The 21430-nt window shown below is 55.5% G+C and carries 18 protein-coding genes and 3 pseudogenes; 18 read left to right on the top strand and 3 right to left on the bottom strand.

What is annotated here, in order from left to right:
- Window positions 1-110: 110 nt before the first annotated feature.
- The 5 genes and pseudogenes from EHV15_RS27200 to EHV15_RS27175 form a co-directional block, all read left to right on the top strand.
- Window positions 111-619: pseudogene (locus tag EHV15_RS27200) on the top strand (spore germination protein); the annotation flags it as partial.
- A gap of 52 nt (window positions 620-671) precedes the next feature.
- Window positions 672-1093 (top strand): annotated as a pseudogene (locus EHV15_RS38465) (GerAB/ArcD/ProY family transporter).
- A pseudogene (locus tag EHV15_RS38105) lies at window positions 1014-1733 on the top strand (Ger(x)C family spore germination C-terminal domain-containing protein). The pseudogenes EHV15_RS38465 and EHV15_RS38105 overlap by 80 nt, the downstream one beginning before the upstream one ends.
- A 71-nt stretch (window positions 1734-1804) precedes the next feature.
- Window positions 1805-1957, top strand: a complete 153-nt coding sequence (locus tag EHV15_RS36695) for a hypothetical protein (RefSeq protein ID WP_178075700.1) — start codon at window positions 1805-1807, stop codon at window positions 1955-1957.
- A 128-nt stretch (window positions 1958-2085) separates the two neighbouring features.
- Window positions 2086-3132, top strand: a complete 1047-nt coding sequence (locus tag EHV15_RS27175; protein WP_128633981.1) for an HD-GYP domain-containing protein — start codon at window positions 2086-2088, stop codon at window positions 3130-3132.
- A gap of 64 nt (window positions 3133-3196) precedes the next feature.
- On the opposite strand, the gene EHV15_RS27170 is transcribed toward EHV15_RS27175, so the two are convergent.
- Window positions 3197-3892, bottom strand: a complete 696-nt coding sequence (locus EHV15_RS27170) for a L,D-transpeptidase family protein (protein WP_128633980.1) — start codon at window positions 3890-3892, stop codon at window positions 3197-3199.
- A gap of 262 nt (window positions 3893-4154) precedes the next feature.
- On the opposite strand from EHV15_RS27170, the gene EHV15_RS27165 reads away from it, so the two are divergent.
- Complete coding sequence (locus tag EHV15_RS27165; RefSeq protein ID WP_128633979.1) at window positions 4155-5189, top strand: nitroreductase family protein; 1035 nt, start codon at window positions 4155-4157, stop codon at window positions 5187-5189.
- Between the two features lie 183 nt (window positions 5190-5372).
- Here the strand turns inward: EHV15_RS27165 and EHV15_RS27160 are convergent, their stop codons facing one another.
- A complete protein-coding gene (locus EHV15_RS27160; protein ID WP_128633978.1) occupies window positions 5373-5774 on the bottom strand; it encodes a DUF2871 domain-containing protein in 402 nt (133 codons plus the stop codon).
- 397 nt (window positions 5775-6171) lie between these two features.
- Here EHV15_RS27160 and EHV15_RS27155 point away from each other — a divergent pair, with 397 nt between their 5' ends.
- A complete protein-coding gene (locus EHV15_RS27155) occupies window positions 6172-7074 on the top strand; it encodes a transposase (RefSeq protein WP_128633977.1) in 903 nt (300 codons plus the stop codon).
- Window positions 7075-7587: 513 nt separating this feature from the next.
- On the top strand, window positions 7588-8298 hold the full coding sequence (locus EHV15_RS27150) for a FadR/GntR family transcriptional regulator (protein ID WP_128633976.1): 711 nt from the start codon (window positions 7588-7590) through the stop codon (window positions 8296-8298).
- A 12-nt stretch (window positions 8299-8310) separates the two neighbouring features.
- On the opposite strand, the gene EHV15_RS27145 is transcribed toward EHV15_RS27150, so the two are convergent.
- A complete protein-coding gene (locus tag EHV15_RS27145; protein WP_128633975.1) occupies window positions 8311-9432 on the bottom strand; it encodes a DNA alkylation repair protein in 1122 nt (373 codons plus the stop codon).
- Window positions 9433-9585: 153 nt separating this feature from the next.
- Between EHV15_RS27145 and EHV15_RS27140 the strand changes: the two genes are divergently transcribed.
- The 10 genes from EHV15_RS27140 to garD all read left to right on the top strand — a co-directional run bounded on the left by EHV15_RS27140 (window position 9586) and on the right by garD (window position 20846).
- Window positions 9586-10173, top strand: a complete 588-nt coding sequence (locus tag EHV15_RS27140) for a nitroreductase family protein (RefSeq protein WP_128633974.1) — start codon at window positions 9586-9588, stop codon at window positions 10171-10173.
- A 6-nt stretch (window positions 10174-10179) separates the two neighbouring features.
- Window positions 10180-10674 (top strand): Cys-tRNA(Pro) deacylase, encoded by a 495-nt coding sequence (gene ybaK / locus EHV15_RS27135; RefSeq protein ID WP_128633973.1) that lies wholly within the window; start codon window positions 10180-10182, stop codon window positions 10672-10674.
- A gap of 195 nt (window positions 10675-10869) precedes the next feature.
- Complete coding sequence (locus EHV15_RS27130; RefSeq protein WP_128635562.1) at window positions 10870-11652, top strand: IucA/IucC family C-terminal-domain containing protein; 783 nt, start codon at window positions 10870-10872, stop codon at window positions 11650-11652.
- Between the two features lie 96 nt (window positions 11653-11748).
- Entirely contained in the window at window positions 11749-13383 is a 1635-nt protein-coding gene (locus EHV15_RS27125) for a helix-turn-helix domain-containing protein (protein WP_178075976.1), read from the top strand.
- A gap of 94 nt (window positions 13384-13477) precedes the next feature.
- Window positions 13478-14524: an ABC transporter substrate-binding protein gene (locus tag EHV15_RS27120; protein WP_128633971.1), complete on the top strand. Its 1047-nt coding sequence runs from the start codon at window positions 13478-13480 to the stop codon at window positions 14522-14524.
- Between the two features lie 115 nt (window positions 14525-14639).
- Window positions 14640-15668: a FecCD family ABC transporter permease gene (locus EHV15_RS27115; RefSeq protein WP_246061798.1), complete on the top strand. Its 1029-nt coding sequence runs from the start codon at window positions 14640-14642 to the stop codon at window positions 15666-15668.
- Window positions 15665-16705 carry a FecCD family ABC transporter permease gene (locus tag EHV15_RS27110; RefSeq protein WP_128633970.1) on the top strand — a complete coding sequence of 347 codons (1041 nt, stop codon included), beginning with the start codon at window positions 15665-15667 and terminating at the stop codon, window positions 16703-16705. The genes EHV15_RS27115 and EHV15_RS27110 overlap by 4 nt, the downstream gene beginning before the upstream one ends.
- 70 nt (window positions 16706-16775) lie before the next feature.
- Window positions 16776-17615 (top strand): ABC transporter ATP-binding protein, encoded by an 840-nt coding sequence (locus tag EHV15_RS27105; protein WP_128633969.1) that lies wholly within the window; start codon window positions 16776-16778, stop codon window positions 17613-17615.
- A gap of 325 nt (window positions 17616-17940) precedes the next feature.
- Entirely contained in the window at window positions 17941-18846 is a 906-nt protein-coding gene (locus EHV15_RS27100; protein ID WP_128633968.1) for an aldo/keto reductase, read from the top strand.
- A gap of 467 nt (window positions 18847-19313) precedes the next feature.
- On the top strand, window positions 19314-20846 hold the full coding sequence (gene garD, locus EHV15_RS27095) for a galactarate dehydratase (protein ID WP_128633967.1): 1533 nt from the start codon (window positions 19314-19316) through the stop codon (window positions 20844-20846).
- Window positions 20847-21430: the final 584 nt, after the last annotated feature.

The raw sequence follows: 21430 nt of genomic DNA, 5'->3' as shown, positions 1-21430 counted from the left end.
GATTTGCTTGAAGAAGGAAAAATATTCTGACCCGTCAAACCACGCGGCTCTTCATTGAGGGATTAATTTTGGACCAACATGGCAATAAAGGGTAACATATTTCAGTCAACTTGCTCGACGGAACGCCGTTTGCCCTGATTTTGCCGACCACTTTCGTTTCCTTGATTCAATCGTCGGAGGACTACTATGAACGTTGGCAGATCGGCACGCTGATCCGCACTTTGCGGTATGTGGCCGTCGGGATTTCATTAATTTTGCCGTCCTTATATCTGCGCTGGTGTCGTTCCATCAAGGCATGATTCCGTCCAAACTGGCATTTTCGATCGCCGCCGCCAGGGAGGGCGTCCCTTTTCCGGCCGTCGTCGAGGCTTTTCTTATGGAATTGACGCTGGAGCTGCTGCGGGAAGCCGGGGTTCGCTTGCCCAAACCGATCGGGCAAACGATCGGCATTGTCGGCGGTTTGGTCATCGGCGACGCGGCGGTGCAGGCGGGCATTGTCAGTCCGATTATGGTCATTGTGGTCGCGGTCACCGCGGTGTCCTCGTTCGCCATTCCGTCTTACAGCGCAGGGATCGCCTTTCGGATGCTGCGGTTCGTCACCATGATCGCCGCGGCGCTGCTATTTGTTTGACCGGACTCCGATCGAGGTCATCAGTCTGGTATTTCTGCTCGTGCTTGTGTATGGCGTGGCCGGGCCCAGTGTAGCCCTGTTCCGGCTTAACCTGCTGTTTTTGCCGATCGTCGTGCTGCTCCTGGTGGCGCTCATTCTAATGAACATCGGCTTCTTCGAAATCCGGAATTTTAAGCCTTTTTTTGCCGCGGATTGGCGCGATGTCGTGTTCGCTTCCAAAGAGTCGGTGTTTTCGTTTATGGGCTTGAAATCCTGCTGTTTTATAACACGTTCATCAATCAGTCCCAAAAAATAGCAAAAGCCGCGATGCTGGGCATGCTGCTGCCTTTTTGCCTGTATCTGCTCGTTTTTGGGTTTACGATCGGCGTGTTCGGCGTGGACCGTGACGGCCAGCGCGCTTTACCCTACCGCGGAATTGGCCAAGGAGGTTCAAGTGCCCGGCGGATTTTTCGAGCGGTTTGAATCGATCTTCTTTTCGGTGGCTAACCCCAGTCATTTACCTGGTCGGGATGCAGCCGCAAAATTTGCTGGAAATCAGGCTTTTCGGCGGGTGGATCAGCTATGTATCTCATTGCCAAAGAAAGCTTTGCGCTGTCGCGCATGCAAAAAAGCGGGGAACGAGGTGTCGGTTTCCGGCGCCGCCGTGTTTGACGGCGAGACCTTAAGCCTCAGAGGTTATTTAAATGACGACGAAACGTCCGGGTTGAATGTGCTGAAAGGAACTGCGCAGGACGGGATGCTGGAGTTTAAGCTTGACAATGATAACATGGCTTACGAAATCAAGGGATCCCGGCGCCAAATTTTCGCGGACATCTCCGATCCGGAGCATATTCGCTTTAAAGTCCGGGTCAACATGGAAGGAAATGTTGGCGAAACGCAGGAGAAGCTTAATTTAATGGACCGGGCGCAAATTGCGTAGTTCGAACGGAAAGCGGCCGAACATTTGGTCGCCATGATGCAGTCCACGCTGGAAAAAGTTCAGCTTGAGTATAAGCCGGATGTCATCGGTCTAGGGACCTATTTAAAACAGGAGTACCCCGCGGCGTGGAAAAAAATCCAAAACGATTGGGAACGGGGGGGAAACTATTTTTTCGCAGGCTGATATTGAGCTGGAAGCACGGGCCAAAGTACGGATTTTCGGTTCGACGATCGAGACGAAATAAGGAAGGGGAAATGGAGATGTGGCACTTTGTGCTGGACCGTTTGCCGTCCATGAAGGTGTGGGTGTGCGCAGTCCTTTCGGCGGCGATTCCCTGGGGAATTTATACCGTCAACCGGGCATTCCGCCGCTACGTGGACCCGCCCTGGAAAAAGGAACAGTCATAGCATTCTTTTCTCATAAATCCCTCCTAAAGCACTATTTATGAAATGTTATTCACGATCGATATTAAAGGTAATTAAGTTAATTCATCGGCGTTTCATGAGTCGCGGGGAAAAGAAGGGGATAAAATAAAATGAGAATTCATGTCATGGAGCTTCTGGAAGGCGACCGGCTCAGAACGGATGTGTTTAATCGGGCCGGACTGCATGTTCTTCCCAAAGGAACGAGCATTCGCACGGAGGAAATCGCGCTTCTGATCCGCCAAAGCATCGATTATGTCGATATCGAGCCGCGCGGTAGCGAAGCGTCCGAGCCTGAAGGCGAGCAAACCGATATAAAAGAGCGGATCAAGGAGAATTTCGATTTACCGCTGAAAGGCTTCCAATCGATTTTCCTTGAAGCGCTGACGACAGGCAAGTTCAACCAGTCGATGGTCGATCAGCATTTGGAGCCGATGCTCGAGGTGCTTGACCGCAATAAAGACGTCGTTTCGCTGCTTATCGCATTTACCGATGACGACGTAAATATTTATAACCATTCGTTGCAGGTTGGATTGTTATCGTATTACATAGCCACCTGGCTTGGGTATTCGGCCGAAGAATGTTATGAGATCAGCAGAGCGGGATATCTGCATGATATCGGCAAAAGCCGGGTTCGGCAGTCGCTCCGCAACCGTGAGCATGACCTGACGGGGGCGGATCTGGAGGAATTGCAGCGCCATACGTCGTACGGTTATGAGATTATCCGGAATTCGATGGGCGAAGAGAAGACGGCATTGGTCGCGCTTCAGCACCATGAGCGGGAGGATGGCACGGGCTATCCTCAAGCCCTTGGAAAAGCGGAAATTCACCCGTATGCGGAAATCGTGGCCGTGGCCGACGTGTTTGTCGGGATGACCGCGCCGGACGGAAGCCGCTCGCGGCAAGATCTTCTGACCGTGCTGCGCAAAACTTACGAGCTTGGTTTCGGTAAGCTGAACGAAAAAGCGGTACAGGCGTTAACCCGCCATCTGCTGCCTAATTTTATCGGCAAAAAAGCCCGCCTGAGCAACGGAGAGACCGTCACGATCGTGTGGAACAATCCGGCGGACATTTTTAAACCGCTGGTGCGGATCGATGAAGAGCGCTTCCGCGATTTATCGAAAGAACGGTCGATCGAACTGGAACAGGTATTCATCTAATACGTACAAAGGCTGCCCTGAAAACGCCAGCGGCAGCCTTGTTTTTTTATCCCCGGTTGTCCCGTTATTCCCACAATCCCAATGCCTGGTATACCTTTCTGGAAACAACGCCGTTCTGTATCAAGTTGTGATCCCGCTGAAACTGCCGCAAAGCCGCCGCTGTGTCGGCGCGAAACCGGCCGTTGCACACCCCTTGGAAATACCCGGCGCTTTTTAACCGGGATTGAATCAGCTGCACGTCTCCCCCCACATCACCTTCCGCCAAATCCCGCGGATTTTCCCAGGCATCCCCCAGGATATGGCCGTAAATGGTCACCTTGGTCCCGATCGGGACTAGATCGTAAAGCTCGAGCACGTCTCTGTTGCGCATCCGGATGCAGCCGTGGCTGAGGTGGCGGCCGATGGAGTCGGGACGGTTCGTGCCATGGATCCCATAGTATCCCCAAGGAACGTTAAGCCCCAGCCATCTGGGGCCAAATGCCGGCCCCCAATCCCTTCCTTTATAGGAAATCCGGTACTCGCCGACAGGGGTCGGAGTGGACGGATTGCCCACGGCAACGGGGTAAGTTTTGTACTTGTGGCCTTGGATGTTGACGATTAACCGATGCTGCCGGGGATATATCTCGAGCGAATATACCCCCTCCTCCTTGATGATGGGGAGCGACGGATCGGCCCCGGCGGGTCCGGCATGGCAAGCAGCCGCAAATCCAAGCAGCCCTGTCAAAATGGCTGCCCGTATGAACAATGTTTTGTTTTTCATCGTAGTTTACTCACCATTAATGTTGATAAAAACCGTTAGTAGTGTTAACGGGGGGCGCCGGGATTATGCGCGTCTTCGAAAAGCATGGGGCGGCTATACCGTTAAGCGCCATGGCAACCGTAAGAAGATTTTGCCGACGTGAGAAAATTGTGATATTTTAGTTTATAAGTAAACTATATTAGTGGGTATATCGGTAATATAGGATCTAATTATCATAATTATATTGTTTACTTGTAAATAAAAAACGAAAGGGGTATGACTTATGATTTCTTCAAAAACGATCCGGGAGCGCAGAACGATCCGGAATTTCAACGTTTCGCCAGTTTCCCGGGAACTTGTGGAATCCCTTTTGAAGCAGGCGGCGGGTCTGTATGAATCCGATGGCACTCCCCGCTGGCGCTGCATTTACATCGGAACGCCGGAGTCGCGCCGGCGTTTGGTGGAGTCCATGCTGGCCAAAACGAAGGAGAGCAGGTTCGGCAAGCTGATTCCTTCCAAAATGCTGGATATCCTGAGCAGGAGGGTGGCGGAGATCCCGGGGCACCTGATCGTTATGGCGGAATCCGGAGCCGACGAGCGGGAAAGCGACGAAAATTTCGCGGCCGCCTGCGGCGTTATGCAAAATTTTCAATTGCTGGGCTGGGAGCGCGGTTTGGGCATGTTGTGGGATACGGACCCGCTTATTCAAAGCGAACTGTTTTTTACGGAAATAGGTTTGCGGGAAGGGGAAAAATTTGCGGGTATTTTACATATGGGTTATTTCGATAAAGCTCCAAGGGCCCGGAAAAGAACGCCGGCGGAGCAGAAATGGACCGCCGTTCGCCTTGGCGGCGCGCCTCATGAGAGGGAGTTTCACCCCCCGATTTCCGAGCAGAACGTTCTCGAAGTGCTGAACGATGCCGTTTGGGCACCGAATGACCGGTTAAGAGAGCCTTGGCGGTTTATTTTTGTGACCGGCGGGATGGCAGACGCCCATGCACAAACGGTTGTTCCGGGCACAGTGCCGGCCCGGCTCCTCGTCGTAGTGAAAGAAGAGGCGGATCCGCATAAGCAGGAAGAGGATTTTGCCGCGGCGTGCTGTCTGGTGCAGAACTTTCAACTGCTGGCCAAATCGAAAAATTGGGGCGTACGCCGGACCAGGCCCGAGTGGATCTACGATCTGGAGCGGCGCCGGAGCTTTGGTGTTAAACCTCAGGAGCGGATTGCGGCGGTGCTGGAGCTGGGTATAACAGGAAGGATACCGCAAGCTCCATCCGCCGCCGCTCCTGTAGAGATCGGGTTTGAATTGCCGGGATAAAGGTGAAGCAGCAGCAAGGCAGGGCAGGGATTATTCCTGAACCTGCCTTTCTTTATACGGGCAGGCACCATATGGAGGCTAACGGACCTGAGTGACCTTATTTGCCCGAAAATGGCTGAATACGTGCACCTAAATGCTGAATAAGGTCTGTGGTGTCCGTTAGGCTTGGCTTTACGGATGCACTTAAACCCGTTGTATTCGTTTGCCGAGCAAAACCAGCAGCCAGATGATCCCGGCGCCAAGAATCAAGTGGCCCAGTCCGGCGATATAAGGCAGGGATGGGATGTCGCTGCCTTTCACCTGCAGCATGCCCCGGACGGCCATCGTCCCGATGGTGATCAGCAAACCTAGGTTGTAAACGAGATACCAGGCGCCAAACGACCTCATTTCATGCAGGCCGAACAGCTTGCCTAAACCTAACACGATGAGGAAAAACATAAATCCGAGCACCAGAAGGTGGGTATGAAGCGGAGACAGCGCGGTTTCGCCGGTGAATCCGTTATGCCTGGTCGCTTCCCGGTAAAAAACGCCTGCCAGTAAACCTAATACCGCATAGAAAAAAGAAGTGTAATAGAGCTTTTTCATGTCCAGCCATCCCCTTTATTTATGGCATTAATTAATGATTTCCAGGAAAATTATAGCATGCGAGTATGCTAAAAAATCGGCTGAGATATGACAAAAAAAGGAGAATATAGGTGTCGTCGACGCAATCTGTAAAAAATATCCTCTTTAAAAATGTGTTGTCTATAGAGTTCGTCTCTTGGTGTCCCTGCCTGCTGCCTTCCTTTGCATGATTATCCCTTTCGTTTAGGGGGGCAGGGGTGGGGGCTAGAGCAAGGGTTCCAAAAAAAGAGAGAAAAAGAAATAAGGAAAAAATGAGGCGGTTCAGGTGAGATTTTCGGCTTGAGTGGAGAACATTTGTTTGGTATAATGAAGTAAGGCGAACGTATGTGCGTAAATTCTCGATTTAGGGGGAGCGAATATGGAAGTCAATACGGGAACGGAACTTCAACCATTCAGCAGCCGTTACCATAGCGAGCAGGCCTGCATGGAGGCGGTGATCGCGATGAAGTGGCCAAACGGTTTCGTCTGCCCGCGCTGCGCTCACACCCGGTGCAGCCGTCTGACCTCCCGGCATATCCCCTTATTCGAGTGCGGAAAGTGCAAGCACCAAACGTCGGCTTTAGTCGGCACGATTTTTGAAGGAACCCGGGTGCCTCTGTTGAAGTGGTTCGAGGCGCTGGAGTTGTTCTTACTCCCCGATGGCATCTCGGCGATGCGGCTGAGCCAGGTAATCCGGGTCACCTACAAGACCGCCTGGTTGATGCTGCATAAAATACGCCATTCCGTTGGGGAATTCGATGCCCGGGAACTGCTCTGCGGAGACGTGAAGGTGAACAGCGATCAGTATGGGCGTAATCCGTCCCGGTTTCAGTTTTCGCAGCCGTACGCCTCGGCGGTAGTAGCGGGATGCACGGTCACGGAGTCGGGCGAGCTGGAGCAGGTCAAAATCCGCATGGTGCCGCATAAGAGGGGAGACGGGAAAAGAGCAAACCGTCTCGAACTCGCCGCGTTCATCAACGGGCATGTGGATGTCCGTACATCGGCGGTAGAGTCGTTTCCTCTAGCCTATCGGCTGTATGCGCCCTTGCGGAAAGTGGTGAGAGAGGCGTGGGAATCGCTGAAGAGTACATATATAGCCTTGGGATTGAAGCATCTGCAGGCGTACCTGAACGAGTATACCGTACGCCGCCGGCTGCACCTGCCCGGAGCGGAAGAAACGATGCGGCAGAAGTTGCTACACATGTGTGTGGCGATTCCGGCGATCCCTTACCGCCGGCTGATTGCACGCCAACCGAACCAGCCCCTTGCGGCTGCGGCCTGATAGAAATGCTTGGACGGTACAGACGTTGCTGCAAACGGGTTCAGGTTGCAGCAAGATCACGGTCTTTTCATTTTTCCCGGTGTCTTGCCCCATTCCTCCCGTCAGGTCTGCATCCCTTCTCCTAAACCTCCTTCTCCTAAACCTGTCTAATGATCTCGAACATGTCGTCTTCTCCTAAATATATCTCCTTCTACTGAATTTATCTTTCTTCTCTGCTTCCTGATCAAACGGGATAATTGTGCAAAGCGTCCGGGCAGCGTCGGTTGTTGATCTGCCGAACAACCCACCGGCCTTCCCTGTCCTCAAGTTTTCAATGCCCTTCCGGCATTTCTTGCCACGATATAAGGTTGAGTCCAAAAATGCAGCCTTAATTTATGTTTATCGTTTAATTAATCATGTCATCTGGCGAATTTAAAATTTCAAAAAAAATCTACCATAATTTACGATAATTGTATAGACTGTTATTTAGCAAGCATTTCGGAGAACAAGTCCGTTTTGGAGAGGGAATAAGTTATGGATTTAGGGAGAAAAAATTACGATATTATGATTGAGGAACTGCAGCGGATCATCGAAAGCGGGCTTGTGAAGCCCGGCGAAAAGCTGGATACGATCGAGAACTTGGCGAAGCGTTATCACGTTGGCCGCTCCACCGTCCGCGAAGCGATCAGCCATCTGAAAGCCCGCGGGCTGATCGAAACGAGGCAGGGCGGGGGGACTTACGTTAGAGCCCAGGCGCTCGAGACGATGGAAGCCCGGCAAATCGCGAATCGCCAGGAGCTGATCCAACTGCTTCAGGTACGGAAAATCCTCGAAATCGGGAGCATTGAGTTGGCTGCCGAGCACCGGAGAGAAGCGGACTTGAACGAGCTCACCCGGATTGTGAGCCACATGGAGGAAGCGATCGGCAATGAGGAGATCAGCCGGGTGCACGACGTCAATTTCCATTTCGCTATCGCCAAAGCAACGCAAAATCCGCTGCTGCAGCAAATGATGGAGCGTATTTCGGCGATGATGATGCGTACGATCCGTGACAGCAGGAGCCTGTGGTTGTTCAGCGAAAATGAGTCGGCGCACCGCCTGTTCCAGGATCATTATCAAATGCTTCAGGCGATTAGGGACCAGGACCGGCGCGGGGCGGCCGACATCATGAACACGCATTTGACCAAGGTCGCAGATGCCCTGATCGGCGCTTCGGCCGCGCCCGAAGCGGAACAAGCCGACTAAGGCGTCTTTCGGTTAGCCGTTCACCGCCGCGGCCTCCAGCTGCAGCACCGCATAAGCGGCTTCGGCGCCGTTGACGAGCAGGGCGATCCGGTGCGCGCCGGGATAGTGGCGGCGGGTTGTTAGATCCGCCCAGCTGTGGCGCCGTGTTCCGCTTACGTCCGCGCCGCCGGGGACGGTTTTGTCCACCAGCAGGAACAGCTTGCGTGATGTTTTGCCCCCGGCTTTGACGAAGTCGATGCCGTATTCGACGCGCACCTTCACCGGCTCGCCTTCGCGCACGGTCAACTCGTAGCGGAGCTCACAGCTGCCGCCGATGCGGAGCGCGCCAGGCTCCACCGCGAGCTCCGCCGCCGAGACCACCGGCTTGGCGTCTGACGGTGCGGCGTAACCAAACAGCTCCAGCACTTCGGGGCCGCCTTTGCGGATCAGCGTGCGGCAGCCATGGCGCACGATCCAGTCGGTGTACGGGTGCGCCGCGCCTTTCCAGCGCCGGGCAAGCTCGAGCACGAGTGCCGGGTGATCCTTGGCGATGTCGTTCAGATTGTTGGCCACGCTTTTGCGCACGTACAGGCTGGGGTCCTCTTTCAACCGCTCCAGGATCGGCAGAATCGGCGCCGGGTCGCGCTTGAACATCGGCAAAGCTTGTCCCCAGGGCAGGCGGGGCCGGCAGCCTTCGCTGGCGAGCCGGCGCACATGCTCATCCTTATGCTTGGACCATGCCGCCATCTGCTCCATCGTCCGTTCCGGATTACGCAGCAGGAAGGAGCGGACGGCAAATTCGGCCGACGATTTCGGCGTGAACCGCTCCAGCGCCCGCATCGCCAGCGGCCAATCCTCCTCCGCGCTGCCGTAAACCTCCACGAAGTCCGGGAAAAACAAGTAAGGGAATCCGACGCAAGATTCGTCGATGGCAAACAGCACGGCCACGGCCTCTTCAAAGCGCGCCGGCAGCTGGCTGCCCAACATCAGTGTGATCCGCCGCATTCTGGCTTTCAGTTCCAGCACGTCCCAAGTTGTATCCATCGTATCGGCCACGAATTTCTCCGTATCAAACGGCGCGTACGCCGCGTGAACCTTTTCGCCAAATTCCCGCAAAAACGCTTCATTATATATCGATTTTAATGCTTCAGCCATTCGCTAACTCCGTTCTCCCTTAAACACTGGAAAATTATTTCTTTCTGGTTTAATATTATTGTACCAGTCTAGCCTTGTCTACATCACGCAGTAATCAATGGACCGTACTATCATTAGTTCAACTTATATAGTTTAAACGAAGGAGTGTTCAAAATGGCAAATGCCGCAGATTTGCGTAAACCGGGTTTCGAAGTATCCCCTCAGTTTATAAACCGTTGGTCGCCGCGTTCTTTTTTGGAAAAAGAAATCCCTGAAGATGTTCTGCTCAGCCTTTTTGAGGCGGCGCGGTGGGCTCCGTCGGCATCGAATGTGCAGCCATGGCGGTTTATTATCGCCCGTACGCAGGAGGACCGGGAGAAATTTCATTCCTTTATTTTGCCGGGTAACCTTGTATGGTGTTCAAAAGCTCCCGTCTTGGCCGTCATCCTGTCCCAAACGGCGACCGAACGGGGAGCCAACGGCTGGGATGCCTTTGATGCGGGCGCCGCTTGGGGGTATCTTGCTTTAGAAGCGCATAACAAAGGATTGATCACCCATGCGATGGGAGGATTTGATCCCGGGAAAGCCCGCGAAGTGCTGAATGTGCCTGACGATTATGCTGTTCAAGCCGTCATCGCCATCGGTTACCAAGGCGAAAAAGAGGTTCTGCCGGACAACCTGCAGGAGCGCGAACAACCAAACGGCCGCCGTCCGCTGAAAGAATCGCTGTTTGAAGGTTCCTTTGGGAAGGACGCGCTTTAAGTAACTATGGCAGACGTCAAAACGAACGCCTTGCGATTGCTCGACAAATCCAAGACGCCGTACGAAGTTCACACGTATGACCCGGAGGATGGGCAGATTCACGGCACCGCGGTCGCGGAGAAAATCGGCAAACCGCCGGAGAAGGTATATAAAACGCTGGTCGCCCATCAAGGGGAGGCGATTTTTGTGTTCATCATTCAGGTAGCCGCGGAGCTGGATTTAAAAAAGGCGGCCAAAGCCGCCGGAGTCAAAAAGGTGGAGATGCTGCCGTTAAAGGACCTGCTGCAGCGGACCGGCTACGTCCGCGGAGGCTGCTCGCCGGTAGGGATGAAGAAGCTGTATCCCACCTTCCTGGACAGCTCGGCCGAAAGCCTGGACACCATGCTGGTCAGCGCCGGCAAAATCGGGCTGCAGATGGAGCTTAAGCCGCAGTTGCTGGCCGAGCAGGTGAAAGGAAGATTCGTTCCGCTGGTCTTTATGCCGAAAGCCAGGCAAAGTTGACTAGAAAACTAGAGACATGGCAGGGATTATGCTGCCGTGTCTTTTTGTGTTGAAGGGCGAATGATACGTCATGATTGCGCTGTCAAATCCAAAAATCGGTCGCTATGGGCCATTTTCAAAATATATGATTTCTGTATGATCAATAATGAATGCTTAGCCCACATACCGCTGTCTTGACAGGGAGGAGAACTGCAAATGGATGAACAGACCCGGTTAAGCGCGGAGGAATTGGACGTTTTGAGGGAAAAATTTGGGTTGTCCCTAGAGCCGTCGCCCCAGGCGGCGAATATCATCCGGCCGGCCCGGCTGCTTGAAGCAAAGCCATGCGCGGCTTGTCTGGATGAATTAACCCCCGTGCTCGGGTCCCCCTCCAGGATGATCACCGCCTCGCAATTTTCCAAGCGGTACGCGCAGCTGCTGGCCGCACCGCTTTTTTACGCCATGACGATCTATAACAAGGGGCTGGACCTGTCGGTAAATCATTGTCATCTCGAAGTGTCCGCCCCTGCCGGAGGGCGCTGGTCGTCCCGGCTGCTCGTGACGGAGCTGCAGGTAGACAAACCGGCTGCCATCGGCTTGCGCAGCTCGTGGAGAGAGAGGCTGGCCGAACATTTTTTTGTCGGGCATTTGTCGCGTGTTTGGCATGCCCTTGCCGAAGCCGCCTGCGTGCCTAAAGCGATTTTATGGGAGAACACCGCGGTGCGGCTGTTTTCCCTCTATGAAAAAAAGCTCGGACCGGGGAAAGACGCGGAGGAGAACCGCCGGATCAGCGAGGATTTTCACTACTTGGTTCATGAAGCCCCGGGATATGTATTCGGAGAAAAGAAAAACCCGCTGACCGCTTTTTATACACCCAAACTACAGGGGACGGTCTCCGGCAACACGCGCGTGCGGCATACCTGCTGCTTCTATTACGAGCTGGCCGGCGGGGAATATTGCTCCAACTGTCCGAAGGCGCGGGATCATCGGCAGAAATGAGGCAACGAATTGCAATTAGAGTATTTATTTTGCGGTAAACATAAGCTACACTCTAATTGAGAATCGTTATCATTGAGAGGATGAGGAGAAATGCCGATGCTGAACGGAACGGGCCCAACAGCTCATTTGGCCGATTATGTATATATGTTAAAGGATTTCCGGCGCATTCATGCGTGCAAGGACTTGCACCGGCGGGATCCTTTTTTGTATAGCCTGCTGGTTTTCGATAAGGCCGAAGGCGAACTCGTTATCGGTGGGCGAAGCTGCCTGCTGCGGCTGCAGCATATTTATGTGCTGCCCCCGGACCGCCACGCGATGCTGCAGCTTCCCGAAGATGGTGGGAGCGGGTATTGTTGTATTCGCTTTTATGCCCTGCAGCCCGCCGGAGAGGGACGCTTTGAGCCCGCGGTGCCGGCTTGCCCGGCGGAATGGCCTGCCGCGCAGTTGTCTTGTTTACCCGAGCGGATTCGGGAAATCGAAAAAACATGGTCCACCGGCAGCCCCTGGGACGCCATGAAGGCCAGTTTACTGTTTCAGAATTTGCTCTATGAATTGTTCCGGCAGGACACACGGGAATTTAAGTCCGATCTGGACCGGGCGATTCAGCAAACCCTGACCTTTATGGAGCAGCATTACGCCGAACCCGTCACCCGGGAGATGCTGGCGGAGCTGGCCGGTTTAAGTCCGGATTATTACTCCAGGGTGTTCAAGAAAAGGCATGAAAAAAGCCCAATGGAATATTTGCACGAAATACGCATCCGTCAAGCGAAAAAACTGCTGGTGTCTTCCGCCGGCTCTTTGCGCTCGATCTCCCAGCAGACCGGCTTCAGCGATGAATACTATTTCAGCCGCAGGTTTAAAGCGGCCACGGGCACCTCGCCGATCGCCTACGTAAAAAGAATCCGGCATTCCGGTAAAGTCGCCTCGCTCAACCATTTGGTGACGGGCGATTTACTGGCCCTTGGCATCGAGCCTTACGCAGCCGTGATCAATGACGTCTTTCCGCTCAGCGGCCGGCTGGAACATACCATCCCCGTCGGCCGGTCAGGACCCGATCTGGAGAAGCTGATGGCGGCGCGGCCGGATTTGATCATGATGCGCGGGTCCCGGGGGCAAGGGAAATCCGCCAAGGAAATGCTGTTTAACCAAATCGCTCCGACGGTAACCCTGCGTTACGTTGACGACTGGAGAAAGCATCTGCAAGAGATTGCCGGAATCGTGGGCAAGGAGCGGGAAGCTGCGGCCTGGCTGGCACGCTACGACGCGAAAGCGGAGGAGGTGCGTCATCTATTGAACTTCAGGGCGGGAGAGGAGACGTTTCTGATCGTCGGCATCGGGGAAGGCAAGCTGTGCGTTTACGGACAACGGAATCTCGGGACGGTGATGTACGGCGATTTGGGACTGGCCGCACCCCGGGGCGTTGCGGATATCGCCCATTACCGGGAGGTTGCTTTGGAGGAACTGGCCGCGTACGGCCCCGACCGGATTTTGCTCACCAGCTACAGACATAACGGCACGGAGCGGATGGACCGGGCCATCCGGAGCGAAGTGGCCGGACTGTACGGCGATTCACGGTGGAACGGCCTGAAAGCGGTGAAGGAGAGCAAGGTGTATTCCCTGTACGACAGCCGCCATCTGTACACGAGCTATAATGCTTTATCCCACGACATGTTTCTCGACAAGGTGCGGGAATGGTTTTTGGCCGAAAAGTCGGAAATGTCCAAAAACTGAGCGAGAATCTCCATGTCCGTAAGGTGACGCTCTTTTTATAATCAATAATGATAATCAATATCATTTGCTTGATGAGAAGAAGGAGCGATTACAGATGGTCAAGTCGTCCAAGTTTATGTTTACATTAGCCGCCATTTTCATATTTTTGTTTGTTTTTGCCGGGTGCGGAGGAAACGGGCAGGGAGCGGCCGGCGCGCAGCAGCCGCAGGTGCAGGCTGAGGCCGGAGAAGAAGGAGAAGGAGGAACGGGGGGCCAGGGGCAAAATACGGTGGATTCAGCAAATAGCGCCGCTGCGGGGGGTGAGGTACGGACCGTTGAACACGCGATGGGAACGACCGAAATCCCGGGAACGCCGCAAAAGGTCGTCACCTTGTTCCAGGGAGCGACGGACGCCGCGCTGCTGCTTGGTGTGAAACCCGCCGGTGCGGTGGAATCGTGGATCGAACAGCCCTGGTACAACTACATCCGGGACCGGATGGATGGGGCAATCAATCTGGGCTCGGAAAATCAGCCCAACCTGGAGGAGATCATCGCGCTTCACCCCGATGTGATCATCGCTTCCAAAACGCGGCACGAAAAAATCTACGAGCAGCTGTCGAATATCGCCCCTACGGTGATGACAGAGGAAGTACATATCTGGAAAGATACGCTGCACCTCACGGCCGAAGCGCTGAACAAGCAGGCGGAGGAACAGCAGTTCTTGACTGATTGGGAACAGCGGGTCGCCGATTTCAAAACGAAAATGGGCGACAAGCTGAAGCTGGAGGCAGGCATCGTCGATTTTCGCGTGGACCACGCCCGCATCGTGTACACCGGATTTTCCGCGCTCGTGCTGGAAGAACTGGGCATCGCCCGCCCGGCCGGGCAGCAAGGCGAGGATTGGGGCGTCCAGCTGACCTCCAAGGAGAACATTCCGCAGATGGACGCGGACATCATTTTCGACCAGACGAGCACAACCAGGGATGACGGCAGGCTGGATCTGCGCAAGGAATGGACGGAGCATCCGCTGTGGCAAAACCTGAAGGCCGTCCAGAACAACCGTGTGTTCGAAGTGGATACGGCGGTGTGGAACAACGGCTCCGGCCCGCTTGCGGCCCAGGAGATGCTCGAAGACCTGTACGAGTTCTACGGACTGGAATAACGCGCAGCTTACGCGTCTTGGGAATAAGTCAACGTTAACGTTAAAGGAAGGCTGCCGGGGCATAAGGCCGTGAACGGCAGCCTTCCGCAAGTTTTGCCGGGTAAGGAGGAACCGCGTGAATCAACCGTTTATACGCCAAACACCGGCTAAAGCAGCGGGGTTGGCGTTTGCTTTTTTGCTGTTTGCGCTTTGTTTCGTCTTAAGCATCGTGCTCGGGACGACGGAAATCCGCCTGGAAACGGCGCTTGCGTCCTTTATCCATTACGATCCTGCGTCGAGCGAGCATGTCATAATCCGGACGACCCGGCTGCCCCGGGCCGTGTTTGCCGCGGCGATCGGGGCGAGTTTGGCGGTGGCGGGCGTCTTGATGCAGGCGTTAACGCGGAATCCGCTGGCTTCGCCGGGGATTTTCGGCATCAACAGCGGCGCCGTGTTTATGGTCGTGCTCGCTTTGACCTTCCTGCCGGTCACGTCGCTTTCGCAGCTCGTCTGGTTTGCTTTTTTCGGGGCGGCCCTGGCGGCCGCGGCGGTCTATTTGCTCGGCTCGATCGGCAGGGACGGGCTGACGCCGGTCAAAATCGTGCTGGCGGGCGCCGCGCTGACGGCTTCGTTTTCTTCCTTTACGCAGGGGATGCTGGCCGTCAATGAAGCGAGCCTGCAAAACGTGCTGTACTGGCTGGCCGGCTCGATCGCCGGCAAAGAAACCGGCGATTTGCTCCCGGTGCTTCCGTACATGACTATCGCCGGGATCGCCGCGCTGGCCTTGGCCCGGCCGGTCAACATCCTCGCCTCGGGAGAGGATGTCGCCAAAGGGCTGGGACAAAAAACAGCCCTGGTCAAAACCGCGATTGCCCTGGCCGTGGTGCTGCTTGCCGGCAGCTCGGTGGCCGCCGCCGGCTCGATCGGCTTCGTCGGGCTGGTTATCCCCCATATGGCGCGATATTTGGTTGGGGTGGATCACCGCTGGGTGATCCCCTACAGCGCCGTTATGGGGGCGGTTTTGCTGCTGGCCGCGGACATTCTGGCCCGCTTTCTGATCATGCCGGGCGAAATTCCGCTCGGGGTCATGACCGGCTTTGTCGGAGCGCCGTTTTTCGTGTACCTCGCCCGGAAAAGCTTCCGCTCGAAAGGAGAAACTTCATGAATCGGCTGTTGGTTTGGCGTAGCAAATCGGGGCGGGTGTCGCTGCTGCTCTCCCGCAAAACGCTGCTCATTTGGGCCGGATTGACGCTGCTCTTGCTCGCGGCGTTTGTCGCCGGTCTTACGCTCGGCAGCAAATGGATTTCGCCCGCCGAGCTGCTTGGCTTGATGCGGGGGAAGGGCAGCGCCGACAGCGCGTTGACCGTCTGCGCGCTAAGGCTTCCCCGGCTGCTGCTGGCCGTGCTGGTGGGAGCGGCTTTAGCCTCGGCCGGCTGCATCCTGCAGGGGATGATCCGCAATCCGCTGGCCTCTCCAGATATGATCGGCATCACCGGGGGGGCCTCGTTTGCGGCCGTGGCGTTCCTGACTTATTTTGCCGGGGCGGTAAGCATCAAGTGGCTGCCGGTTGCGGCGATGCTCGGGGCGGGAGGCATTTCGCTTCTAATCTATCTGCTCGCGTGGAGCAAGGGGGTCACGGCAACGCGGCTCGTCTTGATCGGCATCGGCATTTCGGCGGCGACGGGATCATTTACGACGTTGATGCTCGTGCTTAGCCCGATCCATGCGGCCGGTCAAGCCTATATTTGGATGACGGGCAGCATCTACGGCGCGTCATGGAACGATGTGTTGACGATACTGCCGTGGTTCGCCGTGTTTTTTCCGCTGGCGCTCATCTGCTCCAGGCATGTCACCGTTCAGGAGCTGGGGGATGACGTCGCCCAAGGGCTAGGGGCTTCCGTGCAGCGGCAGCGCCTTGTGTTGCTGTTCATCTGCGTGGCGCTTTCAGGCGCCGCGGTGGCGGTGGCCGGGGCGATCGGGTTCATCGGACTGATGGCGCCGCATATCGCCAAGAAGCTCGTCGGACCCTCACTCGGAGGTCTGCTGCCCGTGGCCGCGGTCATCGGCGCGCTGCTGCTGGTCGTCGCCGATTCGCTGGCCAGAACCGTGTTTCTGCCGCTCGATATTCCCGCGGGTGTATTTACGGCAGGAGTCGGGGGACCGTTTTTCATCTATTTGCTGTACAGAAACCGCAACAGGTAAATCAATCCCACCGGTTAAAGTGTTTATGTTTAGCGCTAATTCGGTGAAGGAAAGAAACGGAGGGGAAGAGATGCAGGTGTTGAAAACGGAGGCTTTGGCGTTATCGTACGGCGAGGAGATGATTATCGATGAGCTAAGCTTAAACATTCCGCCGGGGAAAATCACGGTGTTCGTCGGCAGCAACGGCTGCGGCAAATCGACGCTGCTGCGGGCGGTTTCCCGGCTGTTGAAGCCCAAGGCCGGCGCGGTGCTGCTGGACGGCAAAAACATCGCCAAGCTGGCGACCAAAGAGGTGGCGAAAAAGCTGGCCATTTTGCCGCAAGGGCCGGCGGCTCCGGAGGGCTTGACCGTGCTGCAGCTCGTCAAACAGGGGCGGTATCCGCATCAAAGCTGGCTTTCGCAGTGGTCGCCGGAAGACGAGCGGATGGTCAAGCGGGCCCTGGAGGATACCGGCCTGTCGGCTTTGGCGGACCGGACGGTGGACTCCCTGTCCGGCGGGCAGCGGCAGCGGGCCTGGATCGCCATGACGCTGGCGCAGGGGACGGATGCGCTGCTGCTCGACGAGCCGACGACCTATTTGGACATGGCCCACCAGGTCGAAATTTTAGATCTGCTGTTTGAGTTGAACGAGAAGGAGCGGCGGACGATCGTGATGGTGCTGCACGACTTGAACCTGGCCTGCCGGTACGCCCATCATATCGTGGCGCTTCACGGAAAGACGGTATATGCGCAGGGGAAGCCGGAAGACGTGATGACCGCGGAGACGGTGGAGGCGGTGTTCGGCATGCGGTGCACGGTGAGCCGCGATCCGGTGTTTGGCACTCCGCAGTTTATCCCGCACGGGAAAGGCCGGCGGATCGATCCGCGGCCGCAGCCCAATGACAACCGCCTGCGGCCGGTTTATGTTTGAATCGTAGTGTACGCGCAACAAGCCTGCGTATTGCAGAATTTAGGCTGCCGGGAAAGTACCGGCGGCTATTTTTGTCGCAATGAATACTACCTCCAAACGCTGGATTAAACTGGAAATCGGCGCTTTACGGCCAGCCGGCTACTGGACGACCAACGGTAGTCTGGATTTTGCAGGCACCGCGTTTCTTATTTTCACAGGGGGTGCAAGAGTGTTTGACCATTTTGTGTTGTGCCCCCGCACAATGCAGGAGACGAATTCGTGTGGTAAGTTTATTAAGAAGAGTAAAATGAGTACAACTTACGGACGGAGAATGGAGGTTACGGAGATGAACGAAAGCGAACATAGCCGCCGGGACCAAACCGGCTCGGTCCGGGGGACCACCATCGGGCGGGTTAGGCTGGCCGGCGGTACGGAAGTGGCCGCCCTCGGCCAGGGCACATGGCGCATCGGCGACAATCCCCGGCGCTGGGGGGAGGAAATCGCCGCGCTGCAAGCAGGCGTTGAGCTGGGCATGAATCTTATCGACACGGCGGAAATGTACGGGGAAGGGCGCGCCGAATCGCTTGTCGGCGAAGCGCTTAAGGGGAAACGCGACAGCGTGTTTCTCGTGTCCAAGGTGTATCCGCACAATGCGGGCCGGGCCAGGATTTTCCGCAGTTGCGAGGAAAGCCTGAAACGGCTGGGCACCGACAGGCTTGACCTGTACCTGCTGCATTGGCGGGGCCGCGTACCGCTGGAGGAAACCGTGGAGTGCATGGAGAGACTGGCCGAGCAGGGGAAGATCATCCGCTGGGGCGTTTCCAACTTTGATACGGCGGATATGCGGGAGCTGGCGGCCCTTGCGGGCGGCAGCCGCTGCGCCGTCAATCAGGTGCTGTACCACCTCGGCTCGCGCGGCATTGAATACGATCTGCTGCCTTGGCAGCGGGAACGCGGCATGCCTATCATGGCCTATTCGCCGCTGGCCCAGGCGGGCGAGCTGCGCAAAGGGCTGACGGAGCATCCCGCCGTGGTGCAGGCGGCCGAAGCGCATGGGGCATCGCCGCTGCAGATTCTGCTCGCCTGGAGCATCCGCGGCGGCAACATTATCGCCATCCCCAAAGCTTCGTCCGTGCGCCATGTGACGGAGAACGCGCAGGCCGCGCGGATCAGGCTTAGCGACGAGGAGATCGCCGCGCTCGAGGATGCTTTTCCGCCGCCTTCCCGGAAGGTCCCGCTGGATATTATTTAATGAAAGCTGCCTGAGCGGACAAAACCGCTCAGGCGGTTTTTTTTGAGAAAAAATTCAGAGGCGGGTGAAGAGGGGGAAATCCGGGAAATCCCACGAAATGCAAAAGTGCATGCGAAATTCGTCGAAATTCCTCGAAATAGGTGGCTCAACTGCAAAAATGCATTTCATTCCCGGTCAAAAGTTCCTTTTTTATCGCACAGTCCCGAATGAGATGCACTTTTGCATTTCAATCGCTCTTAAACGTAAATTTGCGGGAAATCAAATGCACTTTTGCAGTTGATTACAGTCAGGATCAGGATTAAGGGATGATAAACGTAAAGCGGGTGCGGATTGCGGATTACGGATTATTGTGCGGAAGTCCAATTTTTGCCGGCCCCAAATCGCAAAACTTTGGGTTGGGCGCCAATGTGAAAAAGAGTACAAGGGAGTATAGTGAGGTCATGCGGAAAAGTAAGGAGGCCGTTCATATGAATGATTTACGCAATGATGCTCCCTTGTACATTAAGGTTCACGAAAAAGATAATGTGGCGATCATTGCCAATGCGGGAGGTTTGCCCGAAGGTACCGTATTTCCTTGCGGGCTTAAGTTAACGGAGCATGTTCCGCAGGGGCATAAGGTCGCCTTGGCGGATGTGGCCCAGGGAGAAGCTGTCGTTCGTTATGGCGAAATTATCGGCTACGCGGTGTGCTCCATCCCACAAGGCAGTTGGGTGGGCGAGTCGTTAATCGAACTTCCAACGCCGCCGTTGCTCCGGGAGCTGCCGCTTGCCACCAAAGTGCCGCCGCCTCAGCCGCCGCTTGAAGGCTTTACGTTCGAGGGATACCTCAATCCGGACGGCAGCGTCGGCACCAAAAACATCCTCGGAATTACGACGAGCGTACAGTGCGTGTCGGGTGTGCTGGATTATGCGGTAAAGCGGATCAAGGAAGAGCTTCTACCTAAATATCCGCAGGTGGACGATGTGGTGGCGATCCATCATACCTATGGCTGCGGTGTGGCGATCCAGGCCCCCGACGCCGTGATCCCGATCCGCACCATTCGGAACATCGCGGCCAATCCGAATTTTGGCGGCGAGCTGATGGTTGTCGGCTTAGGCTGCGAGAAGCTGCAGCCGGATCGTCTCATACCGGATGGCGACAGCGCTTCCAAGGTAGTTACGCTGCAGGATTATCAAGGATTTATCCCGATGGTTCAAGCGATTATGGAAATGGCGGAAGCACGGCTGGAAAAATTGAACCGCCGCAAGCGCGTCACCTGTCCCGCTTCAGGTCTGGTGGTCGGCCTGCAATGCGGGGGAAGCGACGCCTTCTCCGGCATCACGGCGAATCCGGCTGTCGGTTATGCCGCCGATCTGCTGGTGCGCGCCGGGGCGACGGTGCTGTTCTCCGAAGTGACCGAGGTGCGCGATGCCGTTCATCTGCTTACGCCGCGGGCCGTGAACGAGGAGGTCGGGCGGGCGCTGATCCGCGAAATGGAATGGTACGATGCCTATTTGCAGCGCGGCCAGGCTGACCGGAGCGCCAATCCGACACCGGGAAACAAAAAAGGAGGCCTGGCGAACATTGTGGAAAAATCGCTGGGTTCGATCGTCAAATCCGGCAGCAGCCCGATCACGGCGGTCCTGGCGCCCGGCGAAAAGGCGGTGCAAAAAGGGCTGATTTTTGCCGCGACGCCGGCAAGCGATTTTGTGTGCGGCACACTGCAGCTCGCTTCCGGCATCAATATGCAAGTCTTTACGACCGGCCGGGGCACCCCTTACGGCTTGGCGATGGCGCCAGTCATTAAAGTAGCGAGCCGCAATGCATTGGCCGAGCAATGGCCTGACCTGATCGATATCAACGCGGGGCGGATCGCTGACGGCGAGGCCACGATCGAGGACGTCGGCTGGGAGATATTCAGATTCATTTTGGACGTAGCCAGCGGGCGCAAGCAAACTTGGGCCGAGCAGTGGGGGCTGCATAACGCGATAAGCCTGTTCAATCCCGCGCCCGTCACATGAACAGCCGTCTTAATTCACCTGAACAGGGCCGACTATCCGGGATAGGCGGCCTATTTTTTGCCGGTGGAACCATTGTGCGAGAGCCCAATTTTACCAGGAAAAAGCTATAAAACTTTGTGAGTGCGGACCAATGTGAAAAACAGTACAAGAGTGTATAGTGAAGTCATGCGGATAAAGCAAGCCGCCCGGGCAGCGCGGGAATCCCGCAAAGTACGGCAAGCGCTGACCGGGGCTATGTTGCAAATCCGAAACTAGATAAGTTGAACTAGAGAAAAGCGGGAGTTAGGCAAGAGGGTTCAATATTCTAAAAGAATAAACATTTTATAATATTGAACCTAGGGGAAATGATTCTGAAGAAACTAAAAGCTTTCTGTAAGAAAGCTGCATCGGAAGCATATGCTTGGTCGCCTTTGTGACCGGATTTCTACCTTGTATGAATCTACTTAATCATAGAAATCTGGGGCGGGCAGCGATCGTAAGAACATTTCACACGGCTGCCCTGATCCGCACAATCAATAGTTCAACTTATATAGATAACGTCTGTTCCGTGTTTTCGCGGCAAAAATGAAAGCGTCATCAACAGG

The sequence above is a fragment of the Paenibacillus oralis genome, assembly GCF_003863965.1.
Lineage (GTDB): Bacteria > Bacillota > Bacilli > Paenibacillales > Paenibacillaceae > Fontibacillus > Fontibacillus oralis.
This window is presented reverse-complemented; position numbering and strand designations above follow the sequence as displayed.